Genomic DNA, 15,713 nt, shown 5'->3' on the forward strand with positions numbered 1-15,713 from the left:
GCGAAACTTGTGCCAGGTTCATGACAATCCATGATCGAGTCAAGGGCGCCTCAAGGACGGCAAAAGGCCGGTGTCGGGACCCCAAGTGGGCGCCGACACCGGCCCGTTGACCGACGAAGGTCACCCCGCCAGGTTGTCCGCCATCTCCTCCGTGAGATTGGACTCCGTGCCCGGGATGCCGAGGTCCGCCGCGCGCTTGTCGGCCATCGCCAGCAGCCGGCGGATACGGCCCGCGACCGCGTCCTTGGTCAGCGGCGGGTCGGCGAGGGCGCCGAGCTCCTCCAGCGAGGCCTGCTTGTGCTCCATGCGCAGCCGGCCCGCAGCCGCGAGGTGCTCGGGGACCTCCTCGCCGAGGATCTCCAGGGCGCGTGCCACCCGTGCGCCGGCGGCGACCGCCGCGCGGGCCGAACGGCGCAGGTTGGCGTCGTCGAAGTTGGCGAGGCGGTTGGCCGTGGCGCGGACCTCACGGCGCATCCGCCGCTCCTCCCACGCCAGCACGGACTCGTGCGCGCCGAGACGGGTGAGCAGGGCGCCGATGGCATCGCCGTCCCGTACGACCACCCGGTCCACACCCCGCACCTCGCGGGCCTTGGCGGCGATCGACAGCCGCCGGGCGGCGCCCACCAGGGCGAGCGCGGCCTCCGGGCCGGGGCAGGTGACCTCCAGGGACGACGAACGGCCGGGCTCGGTCAGCGAGCCGTGCGCCAGGAAGGCGCCGCGCCAGGCCGCCTCCGCGTCGCAGGTGGCCCCGGAGACCACCTGTGGGGGCAGGCCGCGGATCGGGCGGCCCCGGCCGTCCACGAGGCCGGTCTGACGGGCGAGCTGGTCACCGCCTGCGACCACCCGCACCACATAGCGGGAGCCGCGGCGCAGACCGCCGGGCGCCATCACGATCAGCTCGGAACTGTGGCCGAAAATCTCCAGGATGTCCCGCTTGAGCCGCCGTGCCGCCATCGCTGTGTCCAGCTCCGCCTCGATCACGATGCGGCCGCTGACCAGGTGCAGTCCGCCCGCGAACCGAAGGATCGCCGAGACCTCCGCCTTTCTGCAGCAGGTCCGGGTGACGGGGAGCCGGGAGATCTCGTCCTTCACCGCTGCCGTCATCGCCATGGGCCGATCCTTCCATGCATCCGAAAAATACGGTCGTACGCGGCGGCCAACAGCTCCGGGTCGTGCCGCGGGGTTCCGTCGGTCCGGGCCACCGGGGCCAGCTCGACCGCGGCACCGAACCGCTGGGCGGCCTCGGTCAGCAAGGCGCGGTCGGGCACGGCGGCCTGGTCGGCCAGCACCACATCCAGGGCGAGTTTAGGGGCGTGTCGTCCCAAAACCTCCAAATGACGCTGCGGGGAGAAGCCCTCGGTCTCTCCGGGCTGGGGGGCGAGGTTCAGGGAGAGGACCCGGCGCGCCTTCGTCTCGATGAGGGCGTCCAGGAGCTCGGGCACGAGCAGATGCGGGATCACCGAGGAGAACCAGGACCCGGGCCCGAGTACCACCCAGTCGGCGTCCAGCACCGCTTCGACGGCCTCCGGGACGGCGGGCGGGTCGTTCGGTACCAGGTGCACGGACTGGACCTCGCCGGGGGTGAGCGCGACGGTCGCCTGCCCCCGCACGGTGTCGATCTCCTCCGGGCGCTCCGGGTCGTGGCCCCTGACCAGTGCCTGGAGTTCCAGCGGCACGGCGGACATGGGCAGCACCCGGCCATGGGCGCCCAGCAGCTTGCCGACCAGGTCCAGCGCCTTGACGTGGTCGCCGAGCTGCTCCCACAGGGCCACGATCAGCAGATTGCCGACCGCGTGCTCGTGCAGGTCGCCCCGGGACTGGAAGCGGTGCTGGATGACGCGGGCCCAGGTCTGGCCCCAGTCGTCGTCGCCGCACAGCGCGGCCAGCGCCTTGCGCAGGTCGCCGGGCGGGAGCACGCCCAGCTCGTCGCGCAGCCGTCCGCTGGAGCCGCCGTCGTCGGCGACGGTGACGACGGCGGTGAGGTCGCCGGTGATCCGGCGCAGCGCGGCGAGCGAGGCGGACAGGCCCATGCCGCCTCCCAGGGCGACCACCTTGGGCTGGGTGCCCCGGCGGCGCGCCCGGCCGCCGCGACCCTCGGGCACCACTCGGCGCAGCCTGCTCAGCCGCGGAGTACGTCCGCTCACTCGCGCCCCATGTCCCGGTGCACGACCACGGTCTCGACTCCCTCGGCGGCCAGGCGGGCGGCGAGCTTCTCCGACATGGCGACGGAGCGGTGCTTGCCGCCGGTGCAGCCGATGGCGATGGTCACGTAGCGCTTGCCCTCACGGCGGTACCCGGCCGCGATGAGGCGCAGCAGCTCGGCGTAGCGGTCGAGGAACTCCTTGGCGCCGGGCTGGTTGAAGACGTAGGCGGCCACCTCCTCGTTGAGGCCGGTGTAGGGACGCAGCTCCGGGACCCAGTGCGGGTTGGGCAGGAAGCGCATGTCGGCGACGAGGTCGGCGTCGACCGGGAGGCCGTACTTGAAGCCGAAGGACATGACGGTGGCCCTCAGCTCGGGCTCCTCCTCGCCGGCGAACTGGGCGTCCATCTTGGCGCGCAGCTCGTGCACGTTCAGGCTGGAGGTGTCGATCACCAGATCGGCGTCGCCGCGCAGCTCGCGCAGCAGCTCCCGCTCGGCGGCGATGCCGTCGACGATGCGGCCGTCGCCCTGGAGGGGGTGCGGGCGGCGCACGGACTCGAACCGGCGCACCAGTGCCTCGTCGGAGGACTCCAGGAAGACGATCCTCCGGGTGACGTTCTTCGCCTCCAGGTCGGCCAGGGACTCCCGGAGGTTGTCGAAGAAGCGGCGGCCCCGGACGTCGACGACGACCGCGATCCTCGCGACGTTGCCCTGCGAGCGGGCACCCAGTTCCACCATGGTGGGGATCAGCGCGGGCGGCAGGTTGTCGACGACGAACCAGCCGAGGTCCTCCAGACACTTCGCGGCCGTCGAACGGCCGGCGCCGGACATGCCGGAGATGATCACCAGCTCCGGGATGGCCGTCTCCGGGATCCCGCCTGTTTCACTGCCCGTACTCACCTGTGCTCCGTTGTCCTGGGCGGCCTGCTGCCGCCCCTGGTCGTCGCCCGACTCCCTGCGATCCGGGCGATCCGGCCGGTTCAGCGCCGGTCGTTCTTCCGCGTGCTGGTCGTGCTCGTGCTCGGTCATGTCTCCTGCCCCGTCGCTCGGGCGGGGCGCCCGTGGACACGGGTTCCCCGGGGGAACCCGCCGTCGTCCCGGGTTCCTCCTCTTCCATGATCTCTCCAGTCGCCGTGTTCACGGCGGGCACGGCCGGAGCCGCCTGGGCGAGGGCCACGGCGATGGTCTCGGCCGTCTTGCGGCCGATGCCGGGAACCTCCTGAATCTGGTCGACTGTCGCGGAACGCAGTCTCTTCACCGAGCCGAAGTGCTTGACCAGCGCCTGCTTGCGGGTCTCACCGAGGCCCGGCACGTCGTCCAGCGGGCTCGCCCTGAGGCGTTTGGTCCGCTTGCTGCGCTGGTAGGTGATCGCGAACCGGTGCGCCTCGTCCCGGACCCGCTGGAGCAGGTAAAGGCCCTCGCTGGTGCGGGGCAGGACCACCGGGTCCTCCTCGTCCGGCAGCCACACCTCCTCCAGGCGCTTGGCGAGGCCGCACACGGCGATGTCGTCGATGCCGAGCTCGTCCAGGGCCCGCTGGGCGGCGGCGACCTGCGGCTGCCCGCCGTCGACGACGACGAGCTGCGGCGGGTAGGCGAACCGCCTGGGGCGCCCGTCGTCCTCCGTGAGCGCTTCTCCGTCCGCCCACTCCCCCGTCTTCTCCTTCTCGGCGAGGTAGCGGCGGAAGCGACGGGTGATCACCTCGTGCATGGACCGCACGTCGTCCTGACCCGCGAAGCCCTTTATCTGGAAGCGGCGGTACTCGCTCTTGCGCTGCAGCCCGTCCTCGAAGACGACCATGGACGCCACCACGTCCTCGCCCTGCAGGTGTGAGATGTCGTAGCACTCGATCCTGAGGGGGGCGCTGTCCAGGTCGAGGGCCTCGGCGATCTCCTCCAGGGCGCGCGAGCGGGTGGTCAGGTCGGAGGCCCGTTTGGTCTTGTGCAGTGCGAGCGCCTGCTGGGCGTTGCGCTGCACGGTCTCCATCAGCGCCTTCTTGTCGCCGCGCTGTGGGATGCGCAGCGACACGTTCGCCCCGCGGCGGCCGGTGAGCCAGTCCTGGACGGGCTCTATGGGGTCCGGCAGCGCCGGGACGAGGACCTCCTTGGGCACCGAGTCGCCCGTCTCGTCGCCGTAGAGCTGCTGGAGGGCGTGCTCGACGAGGGCGCCGGTGGTGACCTCCTCGACCTTGTCGGTGACCCAGCCGCGCTGACCGCGCACCCGTCCGCCGCGCACATGGAAGATCTGCACCGCTGCTTCCAGCTCGTCCTCGGCGACCGCGACGAGGTCGGCGTCGGTCGCGTCCGTGAGCACGACCGCGTTCTTCTCCATGGCCTTCTTCAGGGCCTCTATGTCGTCGCGCAGTCGGGCGGCCCGCTCGTACTCCATCTCCTCGGCCGCCACCATCATCTGCTTCTCCAGACGACGGAGGTACGTCCCCGTGCGACCTGCCATGAAGTCGCAGAACTCCTCGGCCAGTTCACGGTGGTCATCGGACGGGATCCGGCCGACACAGGGCGCGGAGCACTTGCCGATGTAGCCGAGCAGGCAGGGGCGGCCGGTGCGGGACGCGTTCTTGAAGACGCCGGCCGAGCAGGTGCGCACGGGGAAGACGCGCAGCAGCAGGTCCACCGTGTCGCGGATCGCCCAGGCGTGCGAGTAGGGCCCGAAGTACCGGACGCCCTTGCGCTTCTGGCCGCGCATCACCTGCACGCGCGGGAACTCCTCGTTCATCGTCACCGCGAGGTACGGGTAGCTCTTGTCGTCGCGGTACTTGACGTTGAACCGGGGGTCGAACTCCTTGATCCAGGTGTACTCCAGCTGCAGGGCCTCGACCTCCGTGGACACCACGGTCCACTCCACGGACGCGGCCGTGGTGACCATGGTGCGGGTGCGCGGGTGGAGGTTCGCCAGGTCCTGGAAGTAGTTCGCCAGGCGCTGACGCAGGCTTTTCGCCTTTCCGACGTAGATCACCCGGCGGTGCTCGTCACGGAACCTGTAGACCCCGGGAGAGTCCGGGATCTCTCCTGGCTTGGGTCGGTAGCTGGAGGGGTCGGCCATGTCTCACACCCTACTGGCGGGGGCCGACAGCGCGGCGCCCCTGTGGACAGCGGCCGGGGTGGCGCAGGCGGCTCGACCGGGGCGTCTCGGCCGCCGGCCGCCCCGCGTCGGCGACCCGCCCCGCGCCCCGCCGGGGCTGCCGCCCACGGCCCTCTGCGGGCGGCACCCGGGGCGCGGGAAAGCCGGTCGCACGCCGGGCACCCTCCGCTGCCGCGCCGCCACCCACGGTCCCGCGACCCGGGGCCGGTACCCGTCCACCGAGCACGTTCCGGACACCACCCGGCGTGGGGCCGGCTTCAGGTGTTGTCGGGGCTTGGTCAACACGCTTCAATGCGGGGAAACTTCCGGCGCGAACGGAGAGGTTCGCTTGTGACGGGCCTCGCACGTCCCGGGCGCCCCGCACGACCCCTGCGCGCGGTCTGACCAGCCGCCGCGCACATTCACAGAAAGGCCCCCCGGTATGCGGCACGGCACACAGCATGGGGACGTCGTCCCGGCGGAGTTGGAGGCGGCCCTGCGCGGCGGCCCCTTCCATGTCGCGCTGCGCGCCGCGATCGCCGCCCGAGGACTGCCGCTGCAGCGCGTGCAGCACCATCTGTCGCGGCACGGGGTCAGCGTCGGGGTCACGAGCCTGAGCTACTGGCAGCAGGGTGCGCGCCGTCCTCAGCGGCCCGAGTCCCTACGAGCGGTGCGTGCACTGGAGGAGATCCTGCAGCTGCCGGACGAGTCCCTGATCCGGCTGCTCGCCACCTCTCCCGAGCGGCCCGGTCCCGACCGTCCCGCGGGCCGTTCCTACCGCGCCCTGGTGGAGGCCTCCGGCGCCCTGGAAAAGCTTCTCGCCGAGTTGGAGGCACCGCTCGACGACGGACTGCTCACCATCGGCCACCACGACCGCGTGCGCATAGGATCACGCCGGGAGCTGCTGGCGCGCGAGTCGCACCACATCGTGCGCGCCCACAGGGACGGCGTGGACCGCTATCTCGCCGTCCACCACGGCGACCCGGGGTGTGACCCGGAGCGGATCACGGTGCACGCCCTCGAGAACTGCCGCACGGGACGTGTGAGCCGGCACCACGACACGGGCCTGCTGGTCGCCGAACTGCTCTTCGACACGCGGCTGCACTCCGGCGACACCTTCCTCTTCCGCTATGCGTTCGAGGACGGCACCGCGGGCACTTCCTGCGAACACCTGCGCGGGTTCCGCGTGCCGGGCGGGCAGTACGCGCTCCAGGTGCGCTTCGACGAGACGGCGCTGCCGGTGCGCTGCCACCGGTTCACACAGCAGTCCGCGGCCGCCCCGCGCAGCGGCCGCCAGGAGCTGCGGCTGAGCGGGCACCACCACTCGGTGCACCTGGTGGAACCGCGGGTGCGGTCGGGGTTCGTGGGGATCGGCTGGGACTGGGGACCGGCCGGGACCGGGTGACCGGTCAAGCCGCCGGGGCGGGTGACGGTCAGGCCGCCGGGCCGGGGTGACGGTCAGGCCGCCGGGCCCGTCACGATCCTGCCGTTCTTGACCTCGACGGGCAGCTCGTTCAACGGCTCGGTGGCCGGGGCCTGCACCACCTTGCCGGTGAGGGCGTCGAACTCGCTCCCGTGACAGGGGCAGACGAGCGTCGTGCCGGAAAGCTTGTTGATGGGGCACCCGGCGTGCGTGCAAATCGTGCTGTACGCCTTCAGGAGGCCGTCCGCCGCGCGGCTCACCACGACGTTCTCGTCCCGGTACAACTTCGCGCCGCCCCTGGGCACCTCGCTCTCGGCGCCCAGCGCGACCGGCGCGGTCGGGGCCGCGTCCGGCGCCGTGCCACCCTCACCGCCTGCCGAACAGGCTGCGAGGCCCAGCCCCGCGACCGGGGTGAGCGCCGCCCCGCGCAGGACGGTACGACGGGTCGCGGAGGGACGGGCGGGCATGGCATCTCCACTGGTCAGGGCCGACCCCGCCAGGATGGCGGGGGCACACCGACGATAGCGGCACCGGCCATTCCGCTTTCGGCCGGGTCACAGGCCCGTTGCACACGGACCCGCAGCGCCGGGGGCGGCGGCTGCAGGGCCGGATCGACAGGCGGCTGCAGGGCCGGGGCGACGAGCCCACGCCCGGACGAGCCTCCCCACCCCCGAAAGCCCTTCCACCCCCCGGATGGCTGACGTAAACGTTTGCGCAAGCGTTTACGTCAGCCGCCGAATGGGATACGTTCACGGCCGAACTGCCCGAGAAGAGGAAGAGGGCCGAGGAGGGGACCCGATGGCAACCATGGCCGACGTCGCGCGGAGTGCGGGCGTGTCCGTCGCGACCGTCTCGCACGTCCTGAACGGCACCCGCCCGGTACTGCCGCACACTCGCCAGGCGGTTCTGGACGCCATCGACGAGCTGGGCTACACGCCGAACACCCTCGCCCGTTCCCTGGTGACCTCGCGCACCCGGTCGATCGGGCTCGCCGTGTCGGCGATCAGCAACCCGTACTTCACGGAGATCCTCCAAGGCGTGGAGGCCGCCGCCCTGGAACACGGCTACAGCCTGCTCATCGCCGATCCGCACGACGACCCCGCACACGAGCGCAAGGTGGTGCAGCTGCTGCACGAGCGCCGGGTCGACGGTTTGATCGTCGCGCCCTCGGCGGACCCGCGCGGGCTGCTCGCACTCCTGGGACGGCACGGCGTACCGACCGTGTTCCTCGACCGGCTGGTCGACGGCCTCCCCGACCCCACGCTCACGCACCGGCGTGACCCCACCACCCTGGACAGCACGCACGAAGACGCGGCCGCGGGACCCACTGCCGAGGCCGGGAATGCCACCGGGGCCGAAGACGGCACCGAGCCGGGCGAGCCCTCCGCAACGGTCTTCCGCTTCGACCAGGTCTGTGCCGAGAACGCCGAACCCATGGCCCGCCTCGTCACCCACCTCGCCCGGCTCGGCCACCGGCGTATCGGTCTCGTCGCCGGCCTGCCCGGCCTCAGCACCACCTCCGAGCGGATCAGCGGCTACCGGCACGCCCTCGCGGCCGCCGGGCTGCCGTACGACGAGCGGCTGGTGGCCCACGGCGACTCCGCGGCCGAGGGCGCCGAGCGCGCCACCGCCACACTGATGGCGCTCGCGGCGGCGCCCACCGCCCTGGTCACCGCCAACAACACGATGACCATCGGGGCGCTGCGCACCCTGCGCACGCGGGGCCTGTCCGTACCCGACGACCTGGCGCTGGCCTGCTTCGACGACTTTCCCTGGGCGGATCTGTTCTCTCCCCGGCTGACCGCGGTCGCCCAGCCGAGCCGGGAGATCGGCGCCCGGGCCGTACGGCTCCTCCTGGACCGGCTCGATGCCCCGAACCGCCCGTCCCGCACCCTGCGGTTGCCCTGTGCGTTCGTCCACCGCACGTCGTGCGGCTGTCCCGACACCCCGTCCCAGAAGGGAACCCTCTCGTGATCGTCGTCGCCGGTGAGGCCCTGATCGACCTGGTCCCGCAGGGCCGGGGCGCGCTCGCACCGTTGCAGCCGGCCCTGGGCGGCGGCCCGTACAACACCGCCGTCGCGCTCGGCCGGCTCGGCTCCCCCGCCGCCTTCTGCTCCCGAACCTCCTACGACGCCTTCGGCGAGGCCCTGCTGGACGGGCTGCGGCAAGCAGGCGTGGACGTGTCGGCCGTACAGCGCGGCACCGAGCCGACCACGCTGGCGGCCGCCACGATCGACGAGCACGGCTCGGCCAGCTACTCCTTCTACGTCGAGGGCACCGCTGACCGGCTCTTCACGGTACCGACGCGCCTTCCCGAGGGCACGCGGGCCGTGTCGTTCGGCACCTGCTCGCTGGTGCTCGAACCGGGGGCGAGCGCGTACGAGGAACTGATGCGCAGCGCTGCGGCGCAGGGCGTGTTCACCACGCTCGACCCGAACATCCGCGCGGGACTGATCCCGGACCCCGACGCCTACAGGGCCCGTTTCAAGAGCTGGCTGCCGTCGGTGTCGCTCCTCAAGCTCTCCGCGGAGGACGCGGCGTGGCTGGGCGGCAGCCCGCGGGAGTGGCTCGCCTCGGGCCCCGCCGCCGTGGTGATCACCCATGGCGGAGACGGGATCACTGCGTACGCCGGGGACGGGGCGGAACATTCCGTACCGGGCGTGCGGGTCGACGTCGTGGACACGATCGGCGCGGGCGACACCGTCAACGCGGCCCTGCTGCACGGCCTGGCCGCCCGCGACGCCCTGTCCCCCACCGCCCTGGCCAGCCTGGGTGCCGACGGCTGGAAGGAACTGCTGGGCTTCGCGGCCCGCGCCGCGGCGATCACCTGTTCCCGGGCCGGCGCGGAACCGCCCTACGCGTCCGAACTCGAGGACGCCTAGGGGTTATTGCGAGAATCCCGCGGCGGCCGGCTGCGCAACATGCGGTGCCCCGCCTGGAGTTCCCGGCGGGGCACCGCACGTTCGTGGCCCTCAGGCCTTGCGTGCCCGCGTGGTCTTCTTCGCGGGTGCCGCCTTCTTCGTGGCGGCGGCCTTCTTCGCCGCCGTGTTGTCGGCGGTCGTCACCGCCCTGGCCGTCGCCGTCCTCTTCGCGGCGGAGCCCGCCGCGACGGCGTTCTTCGCCGCCGTCCTGCGCGGTGCCTTCACCGAGGCGGCGTCGCTGATGCGCTCGGCGCCGAGGATCTCGCGCAGGAACTTGCCGGTGTGGCTGGCCGGAACGCCGGCGACCTCCTCCGGTGTGCCCTCGGCGACCACCAGGCCGCCACCCGCGCCGCCCTCGGGACCCATGTCGACGACCCAGTCGGCGGTCTTGATCACGTCGAGGTTGTGCTCGATGACGATGACCGTGTTGCCCTTGTCGACCAGGCCGCCGAGCACCCTGAGCAGCTTGCTGATGTCCTCGAAGTGCAGGCCGGTGGTCGGCTCGTCCAGGACGTAGACGGTGCGTCCGGTGGACCGCTTCTGCAGCTCGCTGGCCAGCTTCACGCGCTGGGCCTCACCACCGGAAAGAGTGGTCGCGGACTGGCCGAGCCGGACGTAGCCGAGGCCGACGTCGTTCAGTGTCCTGAGGTGACGGGAGATCGCCGGGACCGCCTCGAAGAAGTGCATGGCTTCCTCGATCGGCATGTTCAGGACGTCGGCGATGGACTTGCCCTTGTAGTGGACCTCCAGGGTCTCCCGGTTGTAGCGGGCACCGTGGCAGACCTCGCACGGGACGTAGACGTCCGGCAGGAAGTTCATCTCGATCTTGATCGTGCCGTCGCCCGCGCAGTTCTCGCAGCGGCCGCCCTTGACGTTGAAGGAGAAGCGGCCGGGCTGGTAGCCGCGGACCTTCGCCTCGGTGGTCTCGGCGAACAGCTTGCGGACGTGGTCGAAGACACCGGTGTACGTCGCCGGGTTCGAGCGCGGGGTGCGGCCGATGGGTGACTGGTCGACGTGGACGACCTTGTCGACGAGGTCGTCACCGTCCACACGCGTGTGCCGCCCGGGGACGTTCCGCGCGCCGTTCAGCTCACGGGCAAGATGCGTGTAGAGGATGTCGTTGACCAGCGTCGACTTGCCGGAGCCCGACACGCCCGTGACCGCTGTGAACACGCCCAGCGGGAAGGACACGTCGATGTCCTGGAGGTTGTTCTCCCGGGCGCCGTGCACCGTCAGCCGCCGCGAGGGGTCGCGCGGACGCCGGATGTCCGGAACCGGGATCGCCTTCTTGCCCGACAGGTACTGGCCGGTCTGCGACTCTTCGTTGGCGAGCAGTTCCTTCAGCGAGCCGCTGTGCACCACCTTGCCGCCGTGCTCGCCCGCGCCGGGGCCGATGTCGACGACCCAGTCGGCGGTCTTGATGGTGTCCTCGTCGTGCTCCACGACGATGAGCGTGTTGCCCATGTCGCGCAGCCGGACCAGGGTCTCGATCAGCCGGTGGTTGTCGCGCTGGTGCAGGCCGATCGACGGCTCGTCGAGCACGTACAGCACGCCGACGAGACCGGAACCGATCTGGGTGGCCAGACGGATCCGCTGGGCCTCGCCTCCGGAGAGGGTGCCGGCCGCACGGTTCAGCGAGAGGTAGTCCAGGCCCACGTCGACCAGGAACCGCAGGCGCTCGTTGACCTCCTTCAGGACCCGCTCGGCGATCTTCCTGTCCCGGGCGTCGAGCTTGAGCTGTCGCAGGAAGTCCGCGCAGTCGCTGATGGACATCGCGGAGACCTCGGCGATCGACCTGCCCATGATCGTGACCGCGAGGACGACGGGCTTCAGGCGGGTGCCCTCACAGCTCGGGCAGGGCACCTCACGCATGTAGCCCTCGAAGCGCTCGCGGCTCGCGTCGCTCTCCGCCTCGCTGTGCCGGCGCCGTACGAACGGCACCGCGCCCTCGAAGGGCGTCGTGTACACGCGCTCGCGCCCGTACCGGTTGCGGTAGCGGACCTCGATCTGCGTCTTGTGGCCGTGGAGCAGGGCCTTCCTGGCGCGCTGCGGCAGGCCCGCGAAGGGGATGTCCGTCCGGAATCCCAGCGCGTCCGCGAGGGCGCCGATGAGGCGGCCGAAGTAGTCCTTGGTGTGCCCGTGCGACCAGGGGTGGATGGCGCCCTCGTCGAGGGTCTTCTCCTCGTCGGGGACGATCAGCTCGGGATCGACCTCCATCCGCGTGCCGATGCCGGTGCACTCGGGGCAGGCGCCGAAGGGCGAGTTGAAGGAGAAGGAGCGGGGCTCGAGCTCCTCGAAGGACAGGTCGTCGTACGGACAGTACAGGTGCTCCGAGTACATGCGCTCGCGCTCGGGGTCGTCCTCGGGGAGGTCGACGAAGTCGAGCACGACCATGCCTCCGGACAGACCGAGCGCGGTCTCCACGGAGTCCGTGAGGCGGCGCTTGGCGGAGTCCTTCACCGTGAGGCGGTCCACGACCACCTCGATGGTGTGCTTCTCCTGCTTCTTCAGGGTGGGCGGGTTGGAGAGCTGGATCGTCTCGCCGTCCACCCGGGCGCGGCTGTAGCCCTTGGTCTGGAGATCGGCGAAGAGGTCGACGAACTCACCCTTGCGCTCGCGCACCAGTGGCGAGAGCACCTGGAAGCGGCTTCCCTCCGGCAGGTCCAGGACCTTGTCGACGATGGCCTGCGGGGACTGGCGCGAGATCGGGCGCCCGCACTCGGGGCAGTGCGGCTTGCCGATGCGCGCGAAGAGCAGACGCAGGTAGTCGTAGACCTCGGTGATCGTGCCGACCGTGGAGCGGGGATTGCGCGAGGTCGACTTCTGGTCGATCGACACGGCCGGGGACAGGCCCTCGATGAAGTCGACGTCCGGCTTGTCCATCTGCCCGAGGAACTGCCGGGCGTACGAGGACAGCGACTCCACGTAACGGCGCTGCCCCTCGGCGAAGATCGTGTCGAAGGCCAGCGAGGACTTGCCCGACCCCGACAGACCCGTGAAGACGATGAGCGCGTCGCGTGGCAGGTCGAGCGAGACGTTCTTCAGGTTGTGCTCGCGCGCGCCACGGACGATGAGACGGTCGGCCACGCCGGTCCGCACCTTTCTTGAGAAGCGACAGGGGGCGAGGCCCCCGCATTCCCAGACTAGGGGGAGCCACTGACAACGCCGGTCGAATTCCAGGGTTCACAACAATCCCCGGCCATCCAGCATGCCCGACGCCGGACTCGACCATATAGCACGCGCATTCGATTTACGGGCCGGGGCCACCTCCTTCACCCGAAGGAGTGGCGGGGCTAGGGTCGGCGTCATGATGGATCATGCACGCGACCTGGCGTCTGTACGGGACGCGACCGATCGGCTGCTCCGCGCAGCCGCCGAACTGGACAACGCCGCTGTGACCGAACCGTCACGGCTGCCCGGCTGGAGCCGCGGCCATGTCCTCGCCCACCTCGCCCGCAACGCGGACGCCCTCGTGAACGTGCTGCAGGGGCGCCCCATGTACGCCTCGGCCGAGGCCCGGGACGCCGCCATCGAACGGGACGCCCCACGGCCGCTGGACGCCCAGCTCGCCGACCTGCGGGCCGGCGAGGCGCGCTTCCAGGAGGAGGGGGCCGCGCCCGCGGACTGGTCGCGCACGGTGGAACTGCGCAACGGGGTCACCGACTCGGCGGCCCGGGTCCCGTTCAGGCGCTGGGTCGAGGTCGAACTGCACCATGTCGACCTCGGGATCGGTTACGAGCTCGAGGACCTGCCGGCGGAGTTCGTCGAGCGGGAGATCGGCTTCCTCGCGGAGCGGTTCACCGGGCACCCCGATGTGCCGCCCACGCGCGTCACCGACGGCACGCGCGCGTGGACCACGGGCAAGGAGGCGGCCGAGCCCGAGGTCACCGTCCGGGGCTCCGCTCCCGACCTGCTCGGCTGGCTCTCCGGCCGCCGCGACGGCTCCGCCCTCACCGTCGAGCAGGGATCGCTGCCGTCGCTTCCGCCGCTGTAGGTCTCGGACGACCACCGAGCCCCGCACCGCTATAGGCTGCGGACATGACGTACAGCGGAGAGGTGACGGTCGGCGGCCCGGCGGACGTGCACGAGCTGAAGGACCTGATGATCACCAAGATCGCGGTCGGCCCGATGGACAACAACGCCTATCTGCTGCGCTGCCGTGCCACCGACGAGCAGCTGCTGATCGACGCGGCCAACGACGCGAGGACGCTGCTCGGCATGATCGGTGACGACGGCATCGCGTCCGTCGTCACCACTCACCGGCACGCCGACCACTGGCAGGCGCTCGCCGAGGTCGTGGCGGCCACGGGCGCGCGCACGTACGCGGGCCGGGACGACGCCGAGGGCATTCCCGTACCGACGGACGTCCTGGTCGGCGACGGCGACACCATCCGAGTGGGGCGCGTGGAACTCACCGCGCGCCACCTGGTGGGTCACACGCCTGGCTCGATCGCCCTCGTCTACGACGACCCGCACGGTCACCCGCATGTGTTCACCGGGGACTGCCTCTTTCCGGGCGGTGTAGGCAACACCCACAAGGACCCGAAAGCCTTCGCCAGCCTGATCCATGATGTCGAGACGAAGATCTTCGACCTGCTGCCGGACGAGACCTGGGTGTACCCGGGGCACGGCAACGACACCACGCTGGGCGACGAGCGTCCGCACCTGCCGGAGTGGCACGCGCGCGGATGGTGAACGGCCGACGGTGTGCGCCGGGGCGCGAGAGCCGGGCGCACGCGCCCCGTGTGAATCGTTCGCACGCGCCGGTCCCGTGCGCGCGCTCCCCGCGTGCGTGCTGGTGCAGTCCACTGGAAGCAACCCCGCACAGGATGACGGCTCCTGCGCGGTGACGGGCCGCCGGTCTCCCGATCCCCGCCCTCGACCGGCGGCCCCGCCCGCACTCCGCGCGGATCTTCACAGAGATGAAACACCGTTCCCACTGTGCGGACAGGTCATCGGGATGGTCAGCGCCACGAAGGCCTCGCGGCGGTGGATCGCGCAGCACACGGTGACGGCCCTGACCGCGCGTCAGGCTCGCGTAGACGCTGCTGTGCCGCGTGACTGATGGAGATCGACGGCGCCGTCCGGCTGGACGGCGAGGAGATCACGACCCGCGCGTCGACCAGGACGCCCTACGGCGCCGGACCGGCGTCGCCTTCCAGGCGTACCACCTCCTTCCGCACATGGCCCTGTCGGGGAACATCACGCTCGCCCCGCGCCGGGTGCACGGTGTGGGCCGGGCGCCGGCCGAGGAACATGCCCGCGAGCTGCTGGAAGGGGGGACTCGCCGCCCAGGCGACCGAGTACCGGGGACCGGCCCAGCGGCGGCCGGCAGCAGCGCGTCGCGATCGTGCGGGCGCTGGGCGGTACGTCCCGGTTGCTGCTCCTGGACGAGATCACAGCGGCCCTCGACCGGAACTCGTGGGCGAGGGCCTCAGCGTCGTCCGGGACTTGAAGGGCGACGGCATGACCCCGGTGCTCACCATCCATGAGACGGGCTTCGCCGGCGAGGTGGCCGACCAGGTCTGCTTCCTGGACGGCGGCATGGTCCTGGAGCGCGGACGATCGAGCAGGCGTTCGGCGATCCGCAGCAGGAGCGCACCCGGCGCCTCCCGCACCGGATCGTGAAGGCGGAGCGGCTCTGACCCGGGGCGCACACCCCGGGGTCACGCCTGAGTCCTCCCCGCCCCGGCGAGCGTCGCGACCCGCTCCACCGCGAACGCGTATCCCTGCACCCCGCACCCGGCGATGACCCCGTCGGCCCGCAGGGACACGTAGGAGTGGTGCCGGAACTGTTCACGCTGGTGGATGTTGGAGATGTGGACCTCCACCACGGGCAGCCCGTCACAGGTGTTGAGGGCGTCGAGGATCGCCACGGAGGTGTGCGAGTAGGCGGCCGGGTTGATCACGATCCCGGCGTGGCTCAGGCGTGCCTCATGGATCCACTCCACCAGCTCGCCCTCGTGGTTGGACTGCCGGAAGTCCACCGTGCCGCCGTAGGCGGCCGCCGCCTTCACACACAGCGCCTCGACGTCGGCGAGCGTGTCCGAGCCGTAGATCTCCGGCTGGCGCTGTCCGAGGAGGTTCAGGTTGGGGCCGTTGAGAATCATGATCGGGGCGTCGGCGAGGGTGCGGGGCACGGTTCCTCCGGTC

At 71.4% G+C, this 15,713-nt stretch carries 12 protein-coding genes and 1 pseudogene; 6 read left to right on the forward strand and 7 right to left on the reverse strand.

The genetic code is table 11. The annotated features are described in order from the left end of the window. Positions 1-120: 120 nt before the first annotated feature. Genes whiA through uvrC form a run of 4 tightly spaced genes read right to left on the reverse strand, consistent with a single transcriptional unit; the run spans position 121 to position 5,198 of the window. On the reverse strand, positions 121-1,110 hold the full coding sequence (gene whiA, locus AC5WS8_RS24150) for a DNA-binding protein WhiA (RefSeq protein WP_234515156.1): 990 nt from the start codon (positions 1,108-1,110) through the stop codon (positions 121-123). Next, a complete protein-coding gene (locus AC5WS8_RS24155; protein WP_496105536.1) occupies positions 1,101-2,144 on the reverse strand; it encodes a gluconeogenesis factor YvcK family protein in 1,044 nt (347 codons plus the stop codon). Before AC5WS8_RS24155 ends, whiA begins: the two co-directional genes overlap by 10 nt. Next, positions 2,141-3,124: an RNase adapter RapZ gene (rapZ, locus tag AC5WS8_RS24160; RefSeq protein WP_496105577.1), complete on the reverse strand. Its 984-nt coding sequence runs from the start codon at positions 3,122-3,124 to the stop codon at positions 2,141-2,143. The genes AC5WS8_RS24155 and rapZ overlap by 4 nt, the downstream gene beginning before the upstream one ends. Next, positions 3,024-5,198: an excinuclease ABC subunit UvrC gene (gene uvrC / locus AC5WS8_RS24165; protein ID WP_496105537.1), complete on the reverse strand. Its 2,175-nt coding sequence runs from the start codon at positions 5,196-5,198 to the stop codon at positions 3,024-3,026. Before uvrC ends, rapZ begins: the two co-directional genes overlap by 101 nt. A 460-nt stretch (positions 5,199-5,658) precedes the next feature. Between uvrC and AC5WS8_RS24170 the strand changes: the two genes are divergently transcribed. After that, positions 5,659-6,621 (forward strand): hypothetical protein, encoded by a 963-nt coding sequence (locus AC5WS8_RS24170; protein ID WP_496105538.1) that lies wholly within the window; start codon positions 5,659-5,661, stop codon positions 6,619-6,621. A 53-nt stretch (positions 6,622-6,674) separates the two neighbouring features. On the opposite strand, the gene AC5WS8_RS24175 is transcribed toward AC5WS8_RS24170, so the two are convergent. Next, the gene (locus tag AC5WS8_RS24175; protein ID WP_496105539.1) at positions 6,675-7,106 is read right to left on the reverse strand and encodes a Rieske (2Fe-2S) protein; all 432 of its coding nucleotides are present in this window, start codon (positions 7,104-7,106) and stop codon (positions 6,675-6,677) included. A gap of 331 nt (positions 7,107-7,437) precedes the next feature. Between AC5WS8_RS24175 and AC5WS8_RS24180 the strand changes: the two genes are divergently transcribed. Beyond that, on the forward strand, positions 7,438-8,613 hold the full coding sequence (locus tag AC5WS8_RS24180) for a LacI family DNA-binding transcriptional regulator (RefSeq protein WP_496105540.1): 1,176 nt from the start codon (positions 7,438-7,440) through the stop codon (positions 8,611-8,613). After that, positions 8,610-9,521, forward strand: a complete 912-nt coding sequence (locus tag AC5WS8_RS24185; protein ID WP_496105541.1) for a carbohydrate kinase family protein — start codon at positions 8,610-8,612, stop codon at positions 9,519-9,521. The genes AC5WS8_RS24180 and AC5WS8_RS24185 overlap by 4 nt, the downstream gene beginning before the upstream one ends. 90 nt (positions 9,522-9,611) lie before the next feature. Here the strand turns inward: AC5WS8_RS24185 and uvrA are convergent, their stop codons facing one another. Then, positions 9,612-12,647, reverse strand: a complete 3,036-nt coding sequence (gene uvrA / locus AC5WS8_RS24190; RefSeq protein WP_496105542.1) for an excinuclease ABC subunit UvrA — start codon at positions 12,645-12,647, stop codon at positions 9,612-9,614. Between the two features lie 220 nt (positions 12,648-12,867). On the opposite strand from uvrA, the gene AC5WS8_RS24195 reads away from it, so the two are divergent. The 3 genes and pseudogenes from AC5WS8_RS24195 to AC5WS8_RS24205 form a co-directional block, all read left to right on the forward strand. Continuing rightward, the gene (locus tag AC5WS8_RS24195) at positions 12,868-13,554 is read left to right on the forward strand and encodes a maleylpyruvate isomerase family mycothiol-dependent enzyme (protein WP_496105543.1); all 687 of its coding nucleotides are present in this window, start codon (positions 12,868-12,870) and stop codon (positions 13,552-13,554) included. Between the two features lie 44 nt (positions 13,555-13,598). After that, positions 13,599-14,255: an MBL fold metallo-hydrolase gene (locus AC5WS8_RS24200; protein WP_496105544.1), complete on the forward strand. Its 657-nt coding sequence runs from the start codon at positions 13,599-13,601 to the stop codon at positions 14,253-14,255. Between the two features lie 378 nt (positions 14,256-14,633). Then, positions 14,634-15,205: pseudogene (locus AC5WS8_RS24205) on the forward strand (ATP-binding cassette domain-containing protein); the annotation flags it as partial. Between the two features lie 21 nt (positions 15,206-15,226). Here AC5WS8_RS24205 and aroQ read toward each other — a convergent pair. After that, positions 15,227-15,700, reverse strand: a complete 474-nt coding sequence (gene aroQ / locus AC5WS8_RS24210) for a type II 3-dehydroquinate dehydratase (protein WP_496105545.1) — start codon at positions 15,698-15,700, stop codon at positions 15,227-15,229. Positions 15,701-15,713 lie beyond the last annotated feature (13 nt).

This window comes from Streptomyces sp. PTL18 (assembly GCF_059510295.1).

Bases quoted from the DNA above. Each gene is read 5' to 3' on its own strand.
- AC5WS8_RS24175 (WP_496105539.1), bottom strand. From the start codon at position 7,106: ATGCCCGCCCGTCCCTCCGCGACCCGTCGTACCGTCCTGCGCGGGGCG.
- AC5WS8_RS24180 (WP_496105540.1), top strand. From the start codon at position 7,438: ATGGCAACCATGGCCGACGTCGCGCGGAGTGCGGGCGTGTCCGTCGCG.
- AC5WS8_RS24200 (WP_496105544.1), top strand. From the start codon at position 13,599: ATGACGTACAGCGGAGAGGTGACGGTCGGCGGCCCGGCGGACGTGCAC.
- whiA (WP_234515156.1), bottom strand. From the start codon at position 1,110: ATGGCGATGACGGCAGCGGTGAAGGACGAGATCTCCCGGCTCCCCGTC.
- uvrC (WP_496105537.1), bottom strand. From the start codon at position 5,198: ATGGCCGACCCCTCCAGCTACCGACCCAAGCCAGGAGAGATCCCGGAC.
- AC5WS8_RS24170 (WP_496105538.1), top strand. From the start codon at position 5,659: ATGCGGCACGGCACACAGCATGGGGACGTCGTCCCGGCGGAGTTGGAG.
- AC5WS8_RS24195 (WP_496105543.1), top strand. From the start codon at position 12,868: ATGATGGATCATGCACGCGACCTGGCGTCTGTACGGGACGCGACCGAT.